The sequence below is a fragment of the Erythrobacter sp. LQ02-29 genome (assembly GCF_022576075.2).
Classification (GTDB): Bacteria; Pseudomonadota; Alphaproteobacteria; order Sphingomonadales; family Sphingomonadaceae; genus Alteriqipengyuania.
In genome coordinates this window covers 1,550,963-1,565,546 of sequence record NZ_JANCNT010000001.1, presented here as the reverse complement: position 1 = coordinate 1,565,546, position 14,584 = coordinate 1,550,963, and the positions used below count along the sequence as shown (strand labels likewise).

At 64.0% G+C, this 14,584-nt stretch carries 11 protein-coding genes; 7 read left to right on the top strand and 4 right to left on the bottom strand.

Going from position 1 to position 14,584, the window contains the following annotated elements; translation table 11 throughout:
* Nucleotides 1-9: 9 nt before the first annotated feature.
* Nucleotides 10-927, bottom strand: coding sequence for a Gfo/Idh/MocA family protein (locus MKP08_RS07720; RefSeq protein ID WP_241555568.1), 918 nt, complete (start codon nucleotides 925-927; stop codon nucleotides 10-12).
* A 135-nt stretch (nucleotides 928-1,062) separates the two neighbouring features.
* Here MKP08_RS07720 and MKP08_RS07715 point away from each other — a divergent pair, with 135 nt between their 5' ends.
* Nucleotides 1,063-2,856, top strand: a complete 1,794-nt coding sequence (locus tag MKP08_RS07715) for an IlvD/Edd family dehydratase (RefSeq protein WP_241555567.1) — start codon at nucleotides 1,063-1,065, stop codon at nucleotides 2,854-2,856.
* Here MKP08_RS07715 and MKP08_RS07710 read toward each other — a convergent pair.
* Entirely contained in the window at nucleotides 2,853-3,545 is a 693-nt protein-coding gene (locus MKP08_RS07710; protein WP_241555566.1) for a FadR/GntR family transcriptional regulator, read from the bottom strand. The two genes, MKP08_RS07715 and MKP08_RS07710, sit on opposite strands and share 4 nt — an antisense overlap.
* Before the next feature lie 230 nt (nucleotides 3,546-3,775).
* Here MKP08_RS07710 and MKP08_RS07705 point away from each other — a divergent pair, with 230 nt between their 5' ends.
* Genes MKP08_RS07705 through MKP08_RS07695 form a run of 3 tightly spaced genes read left to right on the top strand, consistent with a single transcriptional unit; the run spans nucleotide 3,776 to nucleotide 6,922 of the window.
* Nucleotides 3,776-5,395, top strand: a complete 1,620-nt coding sequence (locus tag MKP08_RS07705) for a sodium/sugar symporter (protein ID WP_241553332.1) — start codon at nucleotides 3,776-3,778, stop codon at nucleotides 5,393-5,395.
* A gap of 10 nt (nucleotides 5,396-5,405) precedes the next feature.
* Nucleotides 5,406-6,275: a 2-dehydro-3-deoxygalactonokinase gene (locus MKP08_RS07700; RefSeq protein WP_373418078.1), complete on the top strand. Its 870-nt coding sequence runs from the start codon at nucleotides 5,406-5,408 to the stop codon at nucleotides 6,273-6,275.
* Nucleotides 6,272-6,922, top strand: coding sequence for a 2-dehydro-3-deoxy-6-phosphogalactonate aldolase (locus tag MKP08_RS07695; RefSeq protein WP_241553330.1), 651 nt, complete (start codon nucleotides 6,272-6,274; stop codon nucleotides 6,920-6,922). The genes MKP08_RS07700 and MKP08_RS07695 overlap by 4 nt, the downstream gene beginning before the upstream one ends.
* On the opposite strand, the gene MKP08_RS07690 is transcribed toward MKP08_RS07695, so the two are convergent.
* Nucleotides 6,910-7,995 (bottom strand): aldose epimerase family protein, encoded by a 1,086-nt coding sequence (locus MKP08_RS07690; protein WP_241553329.1) that lies wholly within the window; start codon nucleotides 7,993-7,995, stop codon nucleotides 6,910-6,912. The genes MKP08_RS07695 and MKP08_RS07690 overlap by 13 nt on opposite strands.
* A gap of 263 nt (nucleotides 7,996-8,258) precedes the next feature.
* Between MKP08_RS07690 and MKP08_RS07685 the strand changes: the two genes are divergently transcribed.
* Genes MKP08_RS07685 through MKP08_RS07675 form a run of 3 tightly spaced genes read left to right on the top strand, consistent with a single transcriptional unit; the run spans nucleotide 8,259 to nucleotide 12,639 of the window.
* The gene (locus MKP08_RS07685) at nucleotides 8,259-9,764 is read left to right on the top strand and encodes a tryptophan halogenase family protein (protein WP_241553328.1); all 1,506 of its coding nucleotides are present in this window, start codon (nucleotides 8,259-8,261) and stop codon (nucleotides 9,762-9,764) included.
* A 2-nt stretch (nucleotides 9,765-9,766) separates the two neighbouring features.
* The gene (locus tag MKP08_RS07680; protein ID WP_241555565.1) at nucleotides 9,767-11,140 is read left to right on the top strand and encodes a tryptophan 7-halogenase; all 1,374 of its coding nucleotides are present in this window, start codon (nucleotides 9,767-9,769) and stop codon (nucleotides 11,138-11,140) included.
* Entirely contained in the window at nucleotides 11,137-12,639 is a 1,503-nt protein-coding gene (locus MKP08_RS07675) for a tryptophan halogenase family protein (protein WP_241553327.1), read from the top strand. Before MKP08_RS07680 ends, MKP08_RS07675 begins: the two co-directional genes overlap by 4 nt.
* Before the next feature lie 51 nt (nucleotides 12,640-12,690).
* On the opposite strand, the gene MKP08_RS07670 is transcribed toward MKP08_RS07675, so the two are convergent.
* The gene (locus tag MKP08_RS07670; protein ID WP_241553326.1) at nucleotides 12,691-14,559 is read right to left on the bottom strand and encodes an NPCBM/NEW2 domain-containing protein; all 1,869 of its coding nucleotides are present in this window, start codon (nucleotides 14,557-14,559) and stop codon (nucleotides 12,691-12,693) included.
* Nucleotides 14,560-14,584: the final 25 nt, after the last annotated feature.

Sequence of the window (14,584 nt, the reverse complement as noted above, 5' to 3'; positions counted from 1 at the left end):
TGCCGAAGGCTAAAACGCGAAGGGTTCAACCTTTCGCTTCTCGCCCACCTTTAGCGCCTCCAGCACGATCCCGAGCGGCGCGCTGTCCACATCGCTCGCACCGGCCCCGATAAGGTCGGCGAACCGGCTGTAGAGGCGCGCATATTCGCCCGCTCCACCCTCGGAAGGAACGGCCTGTCCGCCGATCGTCAAGCAGGCTCCTCCATCCGCGAGGACCATGGAGCCGTCATCGGTCTCGATCCGGATTTCCCACGTCTGCGTTCCCGACTCCCGAAAATCGAGATCGGCGTGCGCTTCCGCGCCACCGGCCAGCCGCATCTGCATCGACGCGGCAATCGGCGAGGCGTAGTTCTCGGGATTATCCAGCCTGCAACCCGTGACCTCAACCGTGCCCGGAAGGATTTCGGTCAGGATCGACAGCGCATTGATGCCGGGATCGAACACGCCGAAGCCGCCCTCTTGCAGGATCCAGTGCTGGCCGGGATGCCATTGGCGGATATCCTCGCGCCAGACGATCTGCACTTGGCGAACGGATCGTCCTTCCAGCCATTTTCTTGCGGGGGCGACCATATCTGCTTCGCGTGAATGCCACGCGGTGAAGAGCGTGCAGCCTGCCCGGTCCGCATCCGCCGTCAGGTCCTCGACTTGCGTCAGGCTGAGGCAGGGAGGCTTTTCCAGCATAACGTGCAGTCCGCCAGCGAGTGCGGCCTGCGCCACCGCGAAGCGGACCGCCGGGGGCGTGCAGATAGCGACAGCACCCTGAAACCCGCTGTCCACGAGCGCTTCCACGCTTTCGAACGACGGTGTTCCGTCGGCCTTCTGGTCCGGATCGACAGTGGCCGCGAGGGTGAAAAAGTCGCTCTCGGCAACCGCGGGCAGGTGCTGGTCGCGGGCTATCTTACCCAAACCGATTGCGGCGAAATCCATCATTCCAGACACTCTCACATGTTTTATATGATTTATAGGTTCCTTAGCAGGAAGAACGCCGTTATCAATGATCGGCGCACATAGCGCGGTACAACTGTTTTCGGGGGATAAGGCGACGTGACGGGCCAGAATGAGATGCGAGCACCACGCAAGAGACTTCGCTCGCGAAACTGGTTCGACAACCCCGACCATCCCGATATGACCGCGCTCTATCTGGAGCGCTATCTGAATTACGGGCTGAGCATCGAGGAACTGCAATCCGACCGCCCGATCATCGGGATCGCGCAGACGGGCAGCGACCTCGTGCCGTGCAACCGCCACCATCTGGTGCTGGCCGCGCGGGTGAAGGACGGCATCCGGGAAGCGGGCGGCATCCCGCTGGAATTCCCGGTGCACCCGATCCAGGAAACCGGCAAGCGCCCCACCGCAGGGCTCGACCGCAACCTCGCCTATCTGAGCCTGGTCGAGACCATCTACGGCTATCCCATCGACGGCGTCGTTCTGACGATCGGGTGCGACAAGACCACCCCGGCGTGCCTGATGGCGGCTGCGACGGTCAACGTGCCGGCTATCGCTCTGTCGGTCGGTCCGATGCTGAACGGGTGGCACGAGGGGCGGCGCGTCGGCTCCGGCACGATCATCTGGAAAGCCCGCGAGATGCTGGCGAAGGGCGAGATCGATTACGAGGGATTCATCAAGCTGGTCGCCTCGTCGTCGCCCTCGACGGGCTATTGCAACACCATGGGCACCGCCACGACGATGAATTCGCTGACCGAGGCCCTAGGCATGTCGTTGCCGGGCTCGGCCGCCATCCCTGCGCCCCATCGCGACCGCCAGCAATGCGCGTGGGAGACGGGACGCCGGATCGTGGAAATGGTCGCCGCGGACCGCAAGCCCAGCGATATCATGACGCGCGAAGCCTTCCTCAACGCGATCAGGGTGAATTCCGCGATCGGCGGGTCGACCAACGCGCCGATCCACCTCAACGCGGTCGCGCGGCATCTTGGTGTGGAGCTGACGATCGCGGATTGGGAGGAACACGGGGCGAAGGTCCCCCTGCTCGTCAATCTCCAGCCCGCCGGGGAATATCTCGGCGAGGATTTCCACCGGGCCGGCGGGGTGCCCGCCGTCATGGGCGAATTGCTGCGCAACGGCCAGCTGGACGGATCGGTCATGACCGCCACCGGAAAGACTGTCTCGGACAATATCGGCACCGCCCGCTCGCTCGACGAGCAGGTCATCCGTCCTTACGGCCAACCGCTGGCGGAGCACGCGGGGCTGACGGTCCTGTCGGGCAATCTGTTCGACAATGCCGTGATGAAAACCTCGGTCGTCTCGGCGCAATTCCGGTCGCGTTACCTTTCGAACCCGGAATCGCCGAACCGGTTCGAAGGGCGCGCGATCGTGTTCGATGGGCCGGAGGATTATCACCAGCGGATCGACGATCCCGAACTGGGGGTCGATCAGGATTGCATCCTCATCATGCGCGGTGCCGGGCCGGTGGGCTATCCCGGGGGGGCTGAGGTCGTGAACATGCGTCCGCCCGCCGCCTTGATCCAGGCCGGTATCGATACGCTTCCATGCATCGGCGACGGTCGCCAATCGGGCACCAGCGGATCTCCGTCGGTCCTCAATGCCTCGCCTGAAGCCGCCGTCGGCGGCGGGCTGGCATTGGTGCGAACGGGCGACACGATCCGGATCGATCTGACCGCGCGCAAGGTCGACGTGCTACTGGATGACGAGGAACTCGACCGGCGCCGCCAGGAAATCAGCGACGATAACACAGGTTTGGCACCGGAATCACAGACCCCATGGCAGGAAATACAGCGCAATCTGGTCGGGCAATTCGGCGAAGGCGCGGTGCTGGAATGTGCCGTCGCCTATCAGCGCATCGCCCAGACCAAGGGTCTACCGCGCGACAGTCACTAGGGAAGCGAGGCGGCACGCCCGCCCTGCCCGTCGCCGCTATCCTGCCCGATTAGGTCGAGCACTTCACCGATCAGGTGCCGCATCGCGCGCCGCGCACCGTCCTCGTCCCTGTTGGCGATGGCATCGAGGACGGCACCGTGGTCCTCGATGCTGGCGGTATGGCCCTTGATCTTGTTGGTGAACCGGATCGAGGTCTGCAACGCCGTCGAAACCACATCACGAAACTGGCGGTAGAACGGGTTCTCGGAAGCTTCCAGAATCGCCACGTGGAAGGCGATATCGGCGGAGAGCGTATCGTCCTGGCCCTTCTCGGCCTCGCGCATCCGGTCCAGCCCATCCGAAATGAGTTTCAGATCGTCTTCCTGGTGAAAACGAGCCGCCAAGGCGGCCGCTTCGGGTTCGATCGCGACCCGCAGCTGGTTGAAGTGGCGCAAGAGGACGACCGAGGCTCTTCGTTCCAGCAGCCATCGAAGGACATCGGGGTCGAAAAGATTCCAGTTCTCCGCCGGCTCGACGACCGTCCCCTGGCGCGGGCGTGCGCTGAGCAATCCCTTGGCCGTCAGCATCTTCACCGCCTCGCGCGTGACGGAGCGACTGACCCCGTGATGCTGCGTCAATTCCGCTTCGGTGGGGAACGGCGCATCGTTGTATTCGCCCACGATGATCGCTCGCCCGAGATGTTCGAGCATTCCCTGAGTCAGATTCCGGCCAAGCCGGGAGCGGACGCTCCCGTCGTCTTCTACTGCCCTCACCAAGGCTGCTCCTTCCCACCAAAATCGGTTATCTGCCATCATAGCTTAAAGTGGTGATCGCGATAGACAAACCATCCACGGCTGGACAAAGTCCATAAATAATATAATTCGGCTCCAGAATGAAATGGGCCATCGCGGGTGGCCCGCGGGGCGGAGGGTGCGATCCTATGGGTCTGGCGACATTCGATATCGTCGTGGTGGCGATCTATGCGGTGGGAATATTCGGTCTCGCGCAATGGGTCAGCCGCGACCGTGCGGGGCATGAAAAGAACAGCTCGGATTATTTCCTGGCTTCGAAGTCGCTGCCCTGGTGGGCGATCGGCGCGTCTCTCATCGCCGCCAATATCTCTGCCGAACAGATCGTCGGCATGTCGGGTTCGGGCTATCGCCTCGGCCTCGCCATCGCATCCTATGAATGGATGGCGGCGCTAACGCTGCTGATCGTCGGCAAGTTCTTCCTGCCGATCTTCCTCAAGAACAGCATCTACACCATGCCCCAGTTTCTGGAGCAGCGGTATGGCCCGAATATCCGCACCATCATGGCGATCTTCTGGCTCGGCCTGTACGTCTTCGTGAACCTTACCTCGATCCTGTGGCTGGGTTCGATCGTGGTCAACCAGGTCGCCGGCGTCGACCAGACGGTGGCCTTGTTCGGCCTGGGCGGGTTCGCCCTGCTGTACCAGCTATACGGTGGCTTGAAGGCGGTCGCCCTGACGGATATCGTCCAGGTTACGCTGCTGGTGTTCGGCGGGCTGATCATCTCGGGCCTGACGCTGAACGAAGTGGGCGGCGGGCAAGGCGTCTGGTTCGGCTTCACCACGCTGCTCGACCAGGCTCCGGACAAGTTCAACATGATCCTGGAACCGGGCGATATCGGCTATCAGGAACTGCCTGGGATCGCCGTGCTGGTCGGCGGCATGTGGATCGCCAATCTCAGCTATTGGGGCTTCAACCAGTATATCATCCAGCGTGCTCTCGCCGCGAAGAACCTGAAGGAAGCGCAGAAGGGCGTGGTGTTTGCCGCCATCCTGAAGCTGCTGATGCCGCTGGTGGTCGTGATGCCCGGCCTCGCCGCCGTCATTCTGGCACCCGGCCTTGACCCCGCCGATCAGGCTTATCCCACCATGATGCGCTATCTGCCGACCGGCCTGCTGGGACTGGTGTTCGCGGCATTGATGGCGGCGGTCGTCGCGTCGACCGCGTCGAAGATCAATTCGATCGCGACCATTTTCACCCTGGACCTCTATGCCAAGCGCCGCGGGTACAGAAGCGAAGCGGAGGACGAGACCCGGCGCGCGGGCCATGAAAAGCATCTCGTTTTGATCGGCCGGATCAGCGCGAGCGTAGCCACGCTGCTGGCGCTGTTCGCGGCACGCCCGCTCCTCGGCAGCCTCGATCAGGCATTCCAGTTCATCCAGGAATTCTCCGGCTTCATCACGCCAGGCATCACGGTCATCTTCCTGCTCGGCCTGTTCTGGAAGAGGGCGAGCGAAGCGGGTGCCATCACCGCCGCAGCCGTGTCGATCCTGGGCAGCGTCGTGTTCTGGTTCCCCAGCGATTGGGGCGGGATCGCGGCGCTGAACGCGGTGCCCTTCATGAACCGCATGATGTGGGTGTTCTTCCTCTCGCTGGGACTTGCGATACTGGTCTCGTTCCTGAAACCCGGCGCGGCCGGCAGCGACCGGATCGAGACGGCGGATATCAGCTATGCGACCAGCAGGTCCTTCAATATCGCCGGGTTCGCGGTGATCGGGATCCTCATCGCACTCTATGCCGCAATGTGGTGAGCGTGGGGTGGTGAGCGTGGGAACCTTTCTTGCAGTCGACTGGGGAACGACCAACCGCCGCGTCTATCTCATCGAGGGTGACCGGGTCGTCACCACCGAAAGGGACGATCGCGGAGTGGCGGCGAAGCCCAATTTTGCGGTCGAGATCGAGGCGATGCGCGATCGCTTCGGGCCGCAACGGATCGTCATGGCCGGGATGGTCGGATCGTCGATCGGCTGGCACGAGGCACCTTACGTGCCCACTCCGGCGGACCTGTCTGGGCTGGCTGCAGCTTGCGTGCAGCCGGACCGGGATGTGTATATCGTGCCGGGCGTATCCCGGATGGACGCTGCCCGCGTGGACGTCATGCGGGGGGAGGAAGTTCAGCTGCTTGGGGCCGTGGACGCCGGTCTCGTTCCGCCCGATGCGCTTCTGATCCAGCCGGGCACCCACTGCAAATGGGTAGAGATGAAGGGCGGAAGTATCGCCCGCTTCACCACCGCCATGACAGGCGAACTATTCGCCATGCTCAGCCGCGACAGCATCCTCGCATCGCAGCTTGCCGGTTCGGTCACCCCGGGCGAAGCCTTCCTCGCAGGCGTGGACAAGGGCCTCGAACGCGACCTGTCCGCCGCGCTGTTCGGTATCCGGGCCGCCGGGTTGCTGGGCTCGCTCGCACAGGATGACGCACCGTCCTTTGCCAGCGGCTTGCTTATAGGAGCGGAGGTCGCCGCACGCTTTACCGAATACGGTCACGATCTCGTCCATATCCTGGCCGATGAGCGGCTAGGGGTTCTCTATGCCAAGGCGATCGAACGAGCAGGTCGCAAGTCAACCGTAATCGATAGCCAAGCGGCGTTCGTGCGCGGTATCGTCAAATTAGAAGGCCTATTGCCATGAGGTTCATCCCCGAGTTCGACAGTGCCTTTTCCGCCTGCCCGCTGGTCGCCATCCTGCGCGGCGTGACGCCCGACGAAGTGGAAGACATCGGCGAAGCATTGGTGGAGGCGGGCTTCCGCCTGATCGAAGTACCCCTCAACTCCCCCGAACCGCTCGATAGTATCGCTCGGTTATCCGAGAAGTTGAGAGGCCGCGCCATGGTCGGCGCAGGCACAGTGCTAAGCGTCGAACAGGTTGCGCAGGTGGCTGACGCCGGCGGTCAGATCGTCGTCTCGCCCAACACCAACGCGGGCGTGATTGAGGCGACGGCAACTGCGGGCCTCGCGTCTCTACCTGGCTTCGCGACGCCGAGCGAGGCGTTTGCCGCTATCGACGCCGGAGCGACCGCGCTAAAGCTGTTCCCCGCCGAAGCATCAAGCCCGCTCGCTCTGAAGGCCGCGCGCGCGGTGCTCCCGAAAGAACTCGCCGTTCTGCCCGTGGGCGGGATCGAGGTCGACTCCATGGAACCATGGGTGAAGGCCGGCGCGTCGGGTTTCGGCCTGGGCTCCTCGCTTTACAAGCCGGGCCGGACCCCGGCCGAGGTGGGTGAAAGAGCACGGGAATTCGTCGAAGCGTGGCGCGAACTTTCCGCCGCTCAGTCGCAGTAGAACCGCCAGATCATACGGTTGCGATAGGTCTCGCCGGGTTCGAGCACACCGGAACCGAAGGCGGGCTGGTTCGGCGTGTCGGGAAACAGCTGCGGCTCTAGCGCGAGGCCGTCATGCGGGCGATAGACCCGCCCGCACTTGCCCGCGCGCTCACCGGACAGGAAATTGCCGCCGTAGAACTGGAGGCCAGGCTGGTCGGAGCATAGATCGACGGCGCGCCGCGAAGCTGGGTCGCGAAGCGTGGCCACCAGACGCGGTTCCGCCGTTCGACCGCCAGCGAGCGTCCAGCAGTGGTCGTAGCCCCCTGCCACCTGCAACTGCGCGTCGTCGTTTCCCGCATGCGTCAGCGGCTGGCGAGGCTGGCGAAAGTCGAACGGGGTTCCCGCGACGTCGCGAAATTCGCCCGTCGGAATGCCCCCGGGCCGGATCGGAAGAAACGCATCCGCATGGATGGTGAGCTCCTGCTCGCGCGCGTCACTGCCACTCGCTTCGCCCCGCAGGTTCCAGTAGCTATGATGCGTCAGGTTCAGCATCGTCGGTCCATCGCAGACCGCCTGATATTCCACCGCTAATCGCCCATCGGGGTCGAGCGTGAAGATCGCCCTCACCCGCACATCGCCGGGAAATCCCTCCTCGCCATCCGGGCTGAAAAGCGACAGCACCGCCGTCGCGCTCTCGCCGCCGCTATGGCTCTCGATAGTCCATAACCTGGCATCGAAACCCTGCGTCCCGCCGTGCAGCGAATTGGGCCCATCATTGCTGGCGAGAACGAACTCTTCTCCCCCCAGCGAGAATTTCGCCCCGGCGATGCGATTGGCCCACCTGCCGACAGTGGCTCCGAGATAGGCGGGATCCGACAGATAGCCGGCGAGACCGGGATAGCCGAGCACCACGTCCGCCACGCTACCGGCCGCATCGGGGACCAACATGCTCTGCAGCCGCGCACCGTAGGTGATCACCGTGGCAACGAACCCGCGCCCGTTTTCCAGCCGGAGCGCATGAACCTCCCGTCCGTCCGGCAGATGGCCGAACGGCTCGATACGCGTTTCGCAAACGACGCCGTCTCTTTGCATGTGCTTCCAATCCTCCGGTTTGCGGTCTGTTTCCCGCTATCGCACCCTTTCCCCTGGCCTAGACGCGATTGCGAGAAGGCGCTGCTTCGAATCTTCGTTTTGCATCTTTTTATTGCCTCTGGTTGTGCCGGTGCCCTATCCCAAAATGGCGGGACAAAGCACGCGAACGCGTGAATATCCTTGCCCGCCCGACGAGCACGGCAAGCCCGGTCGAGGCTAGCGATCACAAGCGAGAATTCGCCAGGGGGAGGCGTCCGGATACGATGGCAGAACCTATAATCCATTCGCATTCCGATCCCCTGCGCGTGGTCATCTTGGGCGGCGGAACGGCAGGGTGGATGACCGCCGCCGCGCTCCAGACCATGGTCGGTGCGACGACCGATATCCATCTCATCGAATCCGAAGATATCGGCATCGTCGGTGTGGGCGAGGCGACCCTGCCGCATCTGCGCGCATTCATCGCGCGCCTCGGGATAGACGAAGGCGAATTCATGGCTGCCACGCAGGCGACCTACAAGCTGGGGATCGAGTTTTCGGGCTTCGGACGCGAGGGAGAGCGGTACATCCATCCCTTCGGCACCTATGGGCGCAGCCTGGCGGGGGTCGGTTTTCATCATTTCTGGCTGCGCGCCCGGACCGAGGGCCAGGCCTCGCGCATAGACGACTATTCCTTCGCAGTGATGGCGGCGGAGGCCCGGCGGTTCGCCCGGCCCGCGCAGGACGGCGATCCGATCGAGAGCTTCGGCTACGCCTATCAGTTCGATGCGACCCTGTTCGGCCCCTATCTTCGTGACCGGGCGACCGCGCGCGGCGTGCGACGGACCGAAGGGCGCGTCGTGTCGGTCGAGCGCGACGAAGGCGGCGACGTGTCCGCGCTCCTGCTCGAAAGCGGCGCTCGGGTGGAAGGCGACCTGTTCATCGATTGCTCCGGCTTCCGCGCGCTGCTGATCGGGGAGGAAGATTGGGAAGACTGGTCGCATTGGCTGCCGTGCGACCGCGCCGTCGCCGCCCCTTGCCTCCCCGCGAGCGACGAGATCGAACCCTACACGCGGGCGATCGCCATGCCCGCAGGCTGGCGCTGGCGGATCCCGCTGCGCCACCGCGTCGGCAATGGCTACGTCTATTCGAGCAAGCATTGTTCCGACGACGAGGCGCGGCAGGGCCTGCTGGACGCACTCGAAAGCGAAGCCCTCGCCGAACCGCGCGTGCTGCGGTTCAGCGCTGGCAGGAGGCGGCGCAGCTGGGTCGGCAATGTCGTATCGATCGGGCTCGCCTCCGGATTTCTGGAGCCGCTGGAATCCACCAGCATCTACCTGATTCAGACAGCCATTACCGGCCTGCTGGAGCACTTTCCCAATGGCACGATCGAGCCGGAAGAGCGCGCCGCATTCAATCGCGAAGTCGATTACGAATACGACCGCATCCGCGACTTCCTGATCCTGCATTATCACGCGACCGAGCGCAGCGATTCCGACTTCTGGAACCATGTGCGCACCATGGACATCCCCGAAACGCTGGCGGAGAAGATGGAGCTGTGGCGCACTTGCGCGCTGGTGCCGCAGTATCGCCGGGGGCTGTTCCTGGAGCCGAGCTGGATTTCGGTGATGATCGGTCAGGGGATCATGCCGCACGGCTGGGACCCGCGCACGGAGTTCCCGTCCCTCACCGGTCTTCGGCAGGCGATGTCGGGGCTATCCCACCGTATCGCCGAGGGAGTCGAGGCGCTTCCGACGCACGCCGCCGTACTGGCGGGAGAGGTCGCCTCGTGACTATGGAAAACGCGCGAAAGCCGATAACCAGCGCCGCGATCATCGGCAGCGGGGCGGTCGCCTTGTGTTCGGCACTGGCCCTGAAACGCGCTTTGCCGAAAGCCGATATTCGCGTGATGCAGGGGGCCACCACAGGGGGCGGCATCGCCGACAGCATCCTGCTCGTTCATCCGCCCGCGATGAGACTGCTCGATCTGATAGGTCTGGACGAGACTGGACCGATCCGCTCCGGACTGGCTTCCCACACATTGGGCGACAGGTTCACCGGTTGGACGAAGGCACCGTTCATCGTCCCGGTTGCGGAGGAAGAGCCCGTTGCGATGGGCATTCCGATTTCGCTCATCGAACGCATGCGGACGGGACGCCGCGATCCGGCGACCGGCTCTGCAGCTATTGCCTTGGCGGAGGCCGGGAAATTCGATCCCGACAGCTTGCATCGGACGGACGCGGGCGACGCGATCGGATATGCGCTGCATCTCGACACCGCGGGTTTCACGGCTCTTTTGCGGCGCTTCGCCGAGCAGGCGGGTGTCATCTTCATCGGAGATACGGACTCGCTTGCCGAGGTCGATCTCCGGCTGGAATGCGCCGGGTGCGGCGCGGTGCTCCAGGACGCCCGGTCGGAAGATTGGGGCGAGGCGATCCCGGACGGTGAAATGCTGCTGTGGGACGCTGTGGGGCCACCTTCGCTGCTGAACGAATATGCGGCAAGGGATTGGGGATGGCTGTCCACTCTGCCGGGACCGCGCACGACGCGCCAAGTTGCGGTGTTCGACCCGAAACGAGGTGCCCCGTCGACTCCCCCCGATGCGCGGAAGCTGGCTTTCGCAACCGGACGGCTCGAAAGACCGATGGAGGGTCGGCGCGTCGCGCTCGGCGACGCCGCCGCCGTGCCCGGCCCGCTTGGCGGCTTCGGATTTACGCTTGCGGCGATGCACCTGGCTCTCCTGTTGGACCTCATGCCGGGCAGCGAACCGCACCCTCTGATCGAGCGGGAATACAACCGCCGCGCCGCCCTCATTTCCGACGAAATCCGTGACTTCGTCTCCGCATTGCATGTCCATTCGCAACATGCCGGTGCCTTGTGGAAGCGTCTCCGGAAGCACGGCGGATCCGTGGAACTGATGCAGGTGACGCGGCGCTTCGCACGATCCGGTCGTCTCCCCCCGCGCGAGGTCGACGCGATCGGGGATGCAAGCTGGACGCGCGCGCTCGATGCTCTGGTTGAAGCGGGCTCGGGATACGACGCGCTCGCGCTGTCGGTCCCCCTGCAACGAGCAGACGAAGTGCTGGACGCGCAGCGCAATGCGGTGGCGAAAGTGGTGCGCTCGCAAACGGACTACGACAATTGGTTGACGGAGGAACGCGGACAATGAGCCGTGGGGACGGAAATGCGATACGAGATCTGGTGATCGTCGGCGGCGGTACCGCCGGATGGATGATGGCCGCCGCCGCCGGGCGCGTGCTGGCTGGTGGACTGCGCAGCATCACCCTGATCGAATCCGACGCGATCGGAACAATCGGCGTAGGCGAGGCAACGATTCCCCCCATACTGGGCTTCAACGAACTCCTCGGGATCGACGAGCGGGCGTTTCTGGAAGCCACGCAGGGCACCTTCAAGCTCGGGATCGAGTTCGAGAACTGGGGTAGGCCAGGCACTCGATATTTCCATCCGTTCGGCCGGACCGGCCGCGACTTCGACGGTATCGCATTCCACCAGCTGTGGTCGTGGCTGCGCGATGCCGAAGGCGTGGGCTCGCTGGAGGAATATTCCATGAGCGCCATGGCAGCGCGCAACGGCAAGTTCGCACACCCCCAGGCCGATCCGCGCTCGCCTCTCTCCAACCTGCAATACGCCTATCATTTCGATGCGACGTCCTACGCGGCATTCTTGCGCAGCTATGCGATCGAGCGCGGGGTCGCCCGGCAGGAGGGGCGGATCGTCGATGGCGAGCTCGACGGTGAGACCGGGCACGTCCTTGCAGTCAAGCTAGAGGATAGCACGCGGGTCGCCGGCGACCTATTCATCGATTGCAGCGGCTTTCGCAGCATGTTGCTGGGCGAGGCCATGGACGTGCCCTTTACGGACTGGTCGCACTGGTTGCCGTGCGACAGGGCTGTTGCGGTACCGAGTGCTGCGAAGGAGCAGATCGCGCCCTACACGCGTTCGCGCGCCCTTGCGGCGGGATGGCAATGGCGCATCCCGTTGCAACACCGCACCGGCAACGGCCATGTCTATGCGAGCGCCTATATGGAAGACGCGGAGGCCGAGCGGCTTCTGCTGGCGAACCTCGATAGCGAACCTGCCGACGATCCCCGGCCGCTGCGCTTCCGCACCGGAGTGCGCGAGAAATTGTGGGAGCGCAATGTCGTCGCACTCGGCCTGTCGGGCGGATTTCTGGAGCCGCTAGAATCGACCAGCATCCACCTGATCCAGACCGGTATCTCGAAGCTGCTGGCGCTCTTCCCCGACCGTGATTTCACCGACGTGGAGCGCGACGAATACAATCGCCTGATGACTTCCAGCTACGCCGCCGTGCGCGATTTCATCGTGGCGCATTACCATGTCACCCAGCGGGACGACACGCCCTTCTGGAATTACGTGCGCACGATGGACATTCCTGACAGCCTGAAGACTCGCCTGGAGTTATATCGCCGCAAGGGACGGATCTTCCGCTATGATGACGAGCTGTTCACGGTCGGCAGCTGGGCGGCTGTTCTGGAAGGTCAGGGAATGAAGCCGCTCGGCAGCGACCCGCTCTGCGCGGCCCTGGACGCAGACGGATTGGCACAGGCAATGCGCCGGATGAAGCAAGCCCACCACGCAATGGCCGCGCGCCTGCCGCTGCATCGCAATGCGATAGGGGGCGGCTAACGGAGCGGCAGGACCCTCAGGGAAAGCCTCGACCGTCGGGCCGAAACCCCATTAGCGCTGCAACTTCGCGTTCGCCCAGGCGACCATCGGACCACGCTGCTCGGTACCCCCGGCACGCGTGACCAGTTCCACGATCTTGGCCCCCGTTACGTCCGCATCGATCGCCCCGATCTGTCCGGCGACAACCTTTGTCTCGGCCACGAGCTTCTTGTCGGCATAGATTTGGAACTGAACGGGCACTGCACCTTCGGCCACCGCTGGCCGCGCAGTGAAACGGCCGAATTCACCGTCGGTCCGTAATTCGAGGCGTGAACTGGCGAAGAGGCCGATACCCTTGTCGAACGTGGTCTTCCCGGCAGCGAGCGGCCCGCCGTCGGGCGCGGCGGCGACGCGCGCCGGGGTCCAGCCGTCAGGGAGACTGTGATTGCCAAGCCCGTCGGCCGCGACATTGATGCGCGCCGGCATTTCATCGAGCCACACAGCATCGGGATCGAGTGGCGTTCCCTTGATCCGGAACAGCTTCGCCTCGCGGGCACCCAGCTTAACGGTTATCGCACCCGATGCCGGGGAGAGCGTTTCATGGCTCCAGACGTCGCGCATGCTCGCGTCGGTGTCGGGCGCGAAACCGAGCTGCGTCCAATTCACCGTCGCGGAAACCGGCTCGTCCCCCCGGTTGAAGAAGGCGACCGCGCGCGATCCGGGGCCTGAGAGCGTGCGAACGACCACCATCGCCTCGCCATCGCGATAGGCGACGCCCTGATTGCCGGCCGGGTCCTGATCGATCGCGATGACCTCGCGATTGCCGACGATATCGAGCAGTTCCTGCGGCGAGTGGCGCAGGTCGTATCCGAGCAAGAGGGGTGAAGCCATGATCGCCCACATGCTCATGTGGGCACGCGCTTCGGTCAGGTGGTTCTCGTCGAAATCGCCATGTCCGATCGCCAGCATGTCTGGATCGTTCCAGTGGCCCGGACCGGCATAGAGCGTGCGATAGACGGCGCTGTCGATGTTGCGCAGCATGCTGTCCCAGTTGAATTCGATATCCGGGCTGGTGCGCCACAGATTGCCCTGCTTGTGCCCCCAGCGCGGCGACAGCGCCTCGCCCCAGGCACAGATGCTCAGCACCGCATCGGGTCCGCCCCACTCCTTAATCGCGCTACCGAGCTGCGCGTAAAGCGCCTCCACCGCGTCGGGGTTCGACTTGGGAATGTCCCCCCGCACGATGTAGGGCGGGAACACCGCGAAGCGCCCGGACTCGACCGGCTCGGTACCCGGTGCGTAGTCGGCTACTCCGCACGCATCGATCTTCACGTAGTCGAAATTCCAGGTTCCGAAGATCGCCTTCATGTCCTGTTCGGCATGGCCCAGGCTGCCCACCTGGCGTTCGGCCATCGTTCCGACCGGCAGATTGGGGCTCTTCGCGTCGTGATACTGGGCACAGGTGTTGCGCCCGATATCGGTATAGAGGCCGGCCTTCAGGCCCAAACCATGGACGAAATCCGTGAAGGGGACGAAGGTGCCGTTGGGATAGCCCTCGACCTTGGCCGAAGGGAACATCGTATCGCGGATCTTGAGCGTCCCGTCGGCCTTGCGCTGCAACGCCCAGCCATCGTCTATATTGACGTAACGATAGCCAAGCTGGGCCAGACCGTTGTCGACCAGTGCCTCTGCCGACCCGCGGATCTTTGCCTCGTCAACATCGGTGCGAAATGCATTCCACGGATTCCACCCCATCGGCGGGGTCTGCGCGGCATCGGTCTGATAGACCGAATACGTCCCCGTAGGCTCGAGGTCGTCGACACCCTCCTTCGCCCCCAGCGGCGATGCCGCGAGCGAGAGCAAGGCAAGCGTGCAGATCGACCTCGAGAACAATTTCGATGCAGGATTGCGCATCGAGCGCCCGGATTTTGCGGAATTCATGGCTCGATACTCCTCCAACACCCTC

Bases quoted from the DNA above. Each gene is read 5' to 3' on its own strand.
- MKP08_RS07720 (WP_241555568.1), bottom strand. From the start codon at position 927: ATGGATTTCGCCGCAATCGGTTTGGGTAAGATAGCCCGCGACCAGCAC.
- MKP08_RS07715 (WP_241555567.1), top strand. From the start codon at position 1,063: ATGCGAGCACCACGCAAGAGACTTCGCTCGCGAAACTGGTTCGACAAC.
- MKP08_RS07710 (WP_241555566.1), bottom strand. From the start codon at position 3,545: ATGCTCGAACATCTCGGGCGAGCGATCATCGTGGGCGAATACAACGAT.
- MKP08_RS07705 (WP_241553332.1), top strand. From the start codon at position 3,776: ATGGGTCTGGCGACATTCGATATCGTCGTGGTGGCGATCTATGCGGTG.
- MKP08_RS07695 (WP_241553330.1), top strand. From the start codon at position 6,272: ATGAGGTTCATCCCCGAGTTCGACAGTGCCTTTTCCGCCTGCCCGCTG.
- MKP08_RS07690 (WP_241553329.1), bottom strand. From the start codon at position 7,995: ATGCAAAGAGACGGCGTCGTTTGCGAAACGCGTATCGAGCCGTTCGGC.
- MKP08_RS07685 (WP_241553328.1), top strand. From the start codon at position 8,259: ATGGCAGAACCTATAATCCATTCGCATTCCGATCCCCTGCGCGTGGTC.
- MKP08_RS07680 (WP_241555565.1), top strand. From the start codon at position 9,767: ATGGAAAACGCGCGAAAGCCGATAACCAGCGCCGCGATCATCGGCAGC.
- MKP08_RS07675 (WP_241553327.1), top strand. From the start codon at position 11,137: ATGAGCCGTGGGGACGGAAATGCGATACGAGATCTGGTGATCGTCGGC.
- MKP08_RS07670 (WP_241553326.1), bottom strand. From the start codon at position 14,559: ATGAATTCCGCAAAATCCGGGCGCTCGATGCGCAATCCTGCATCGAAA.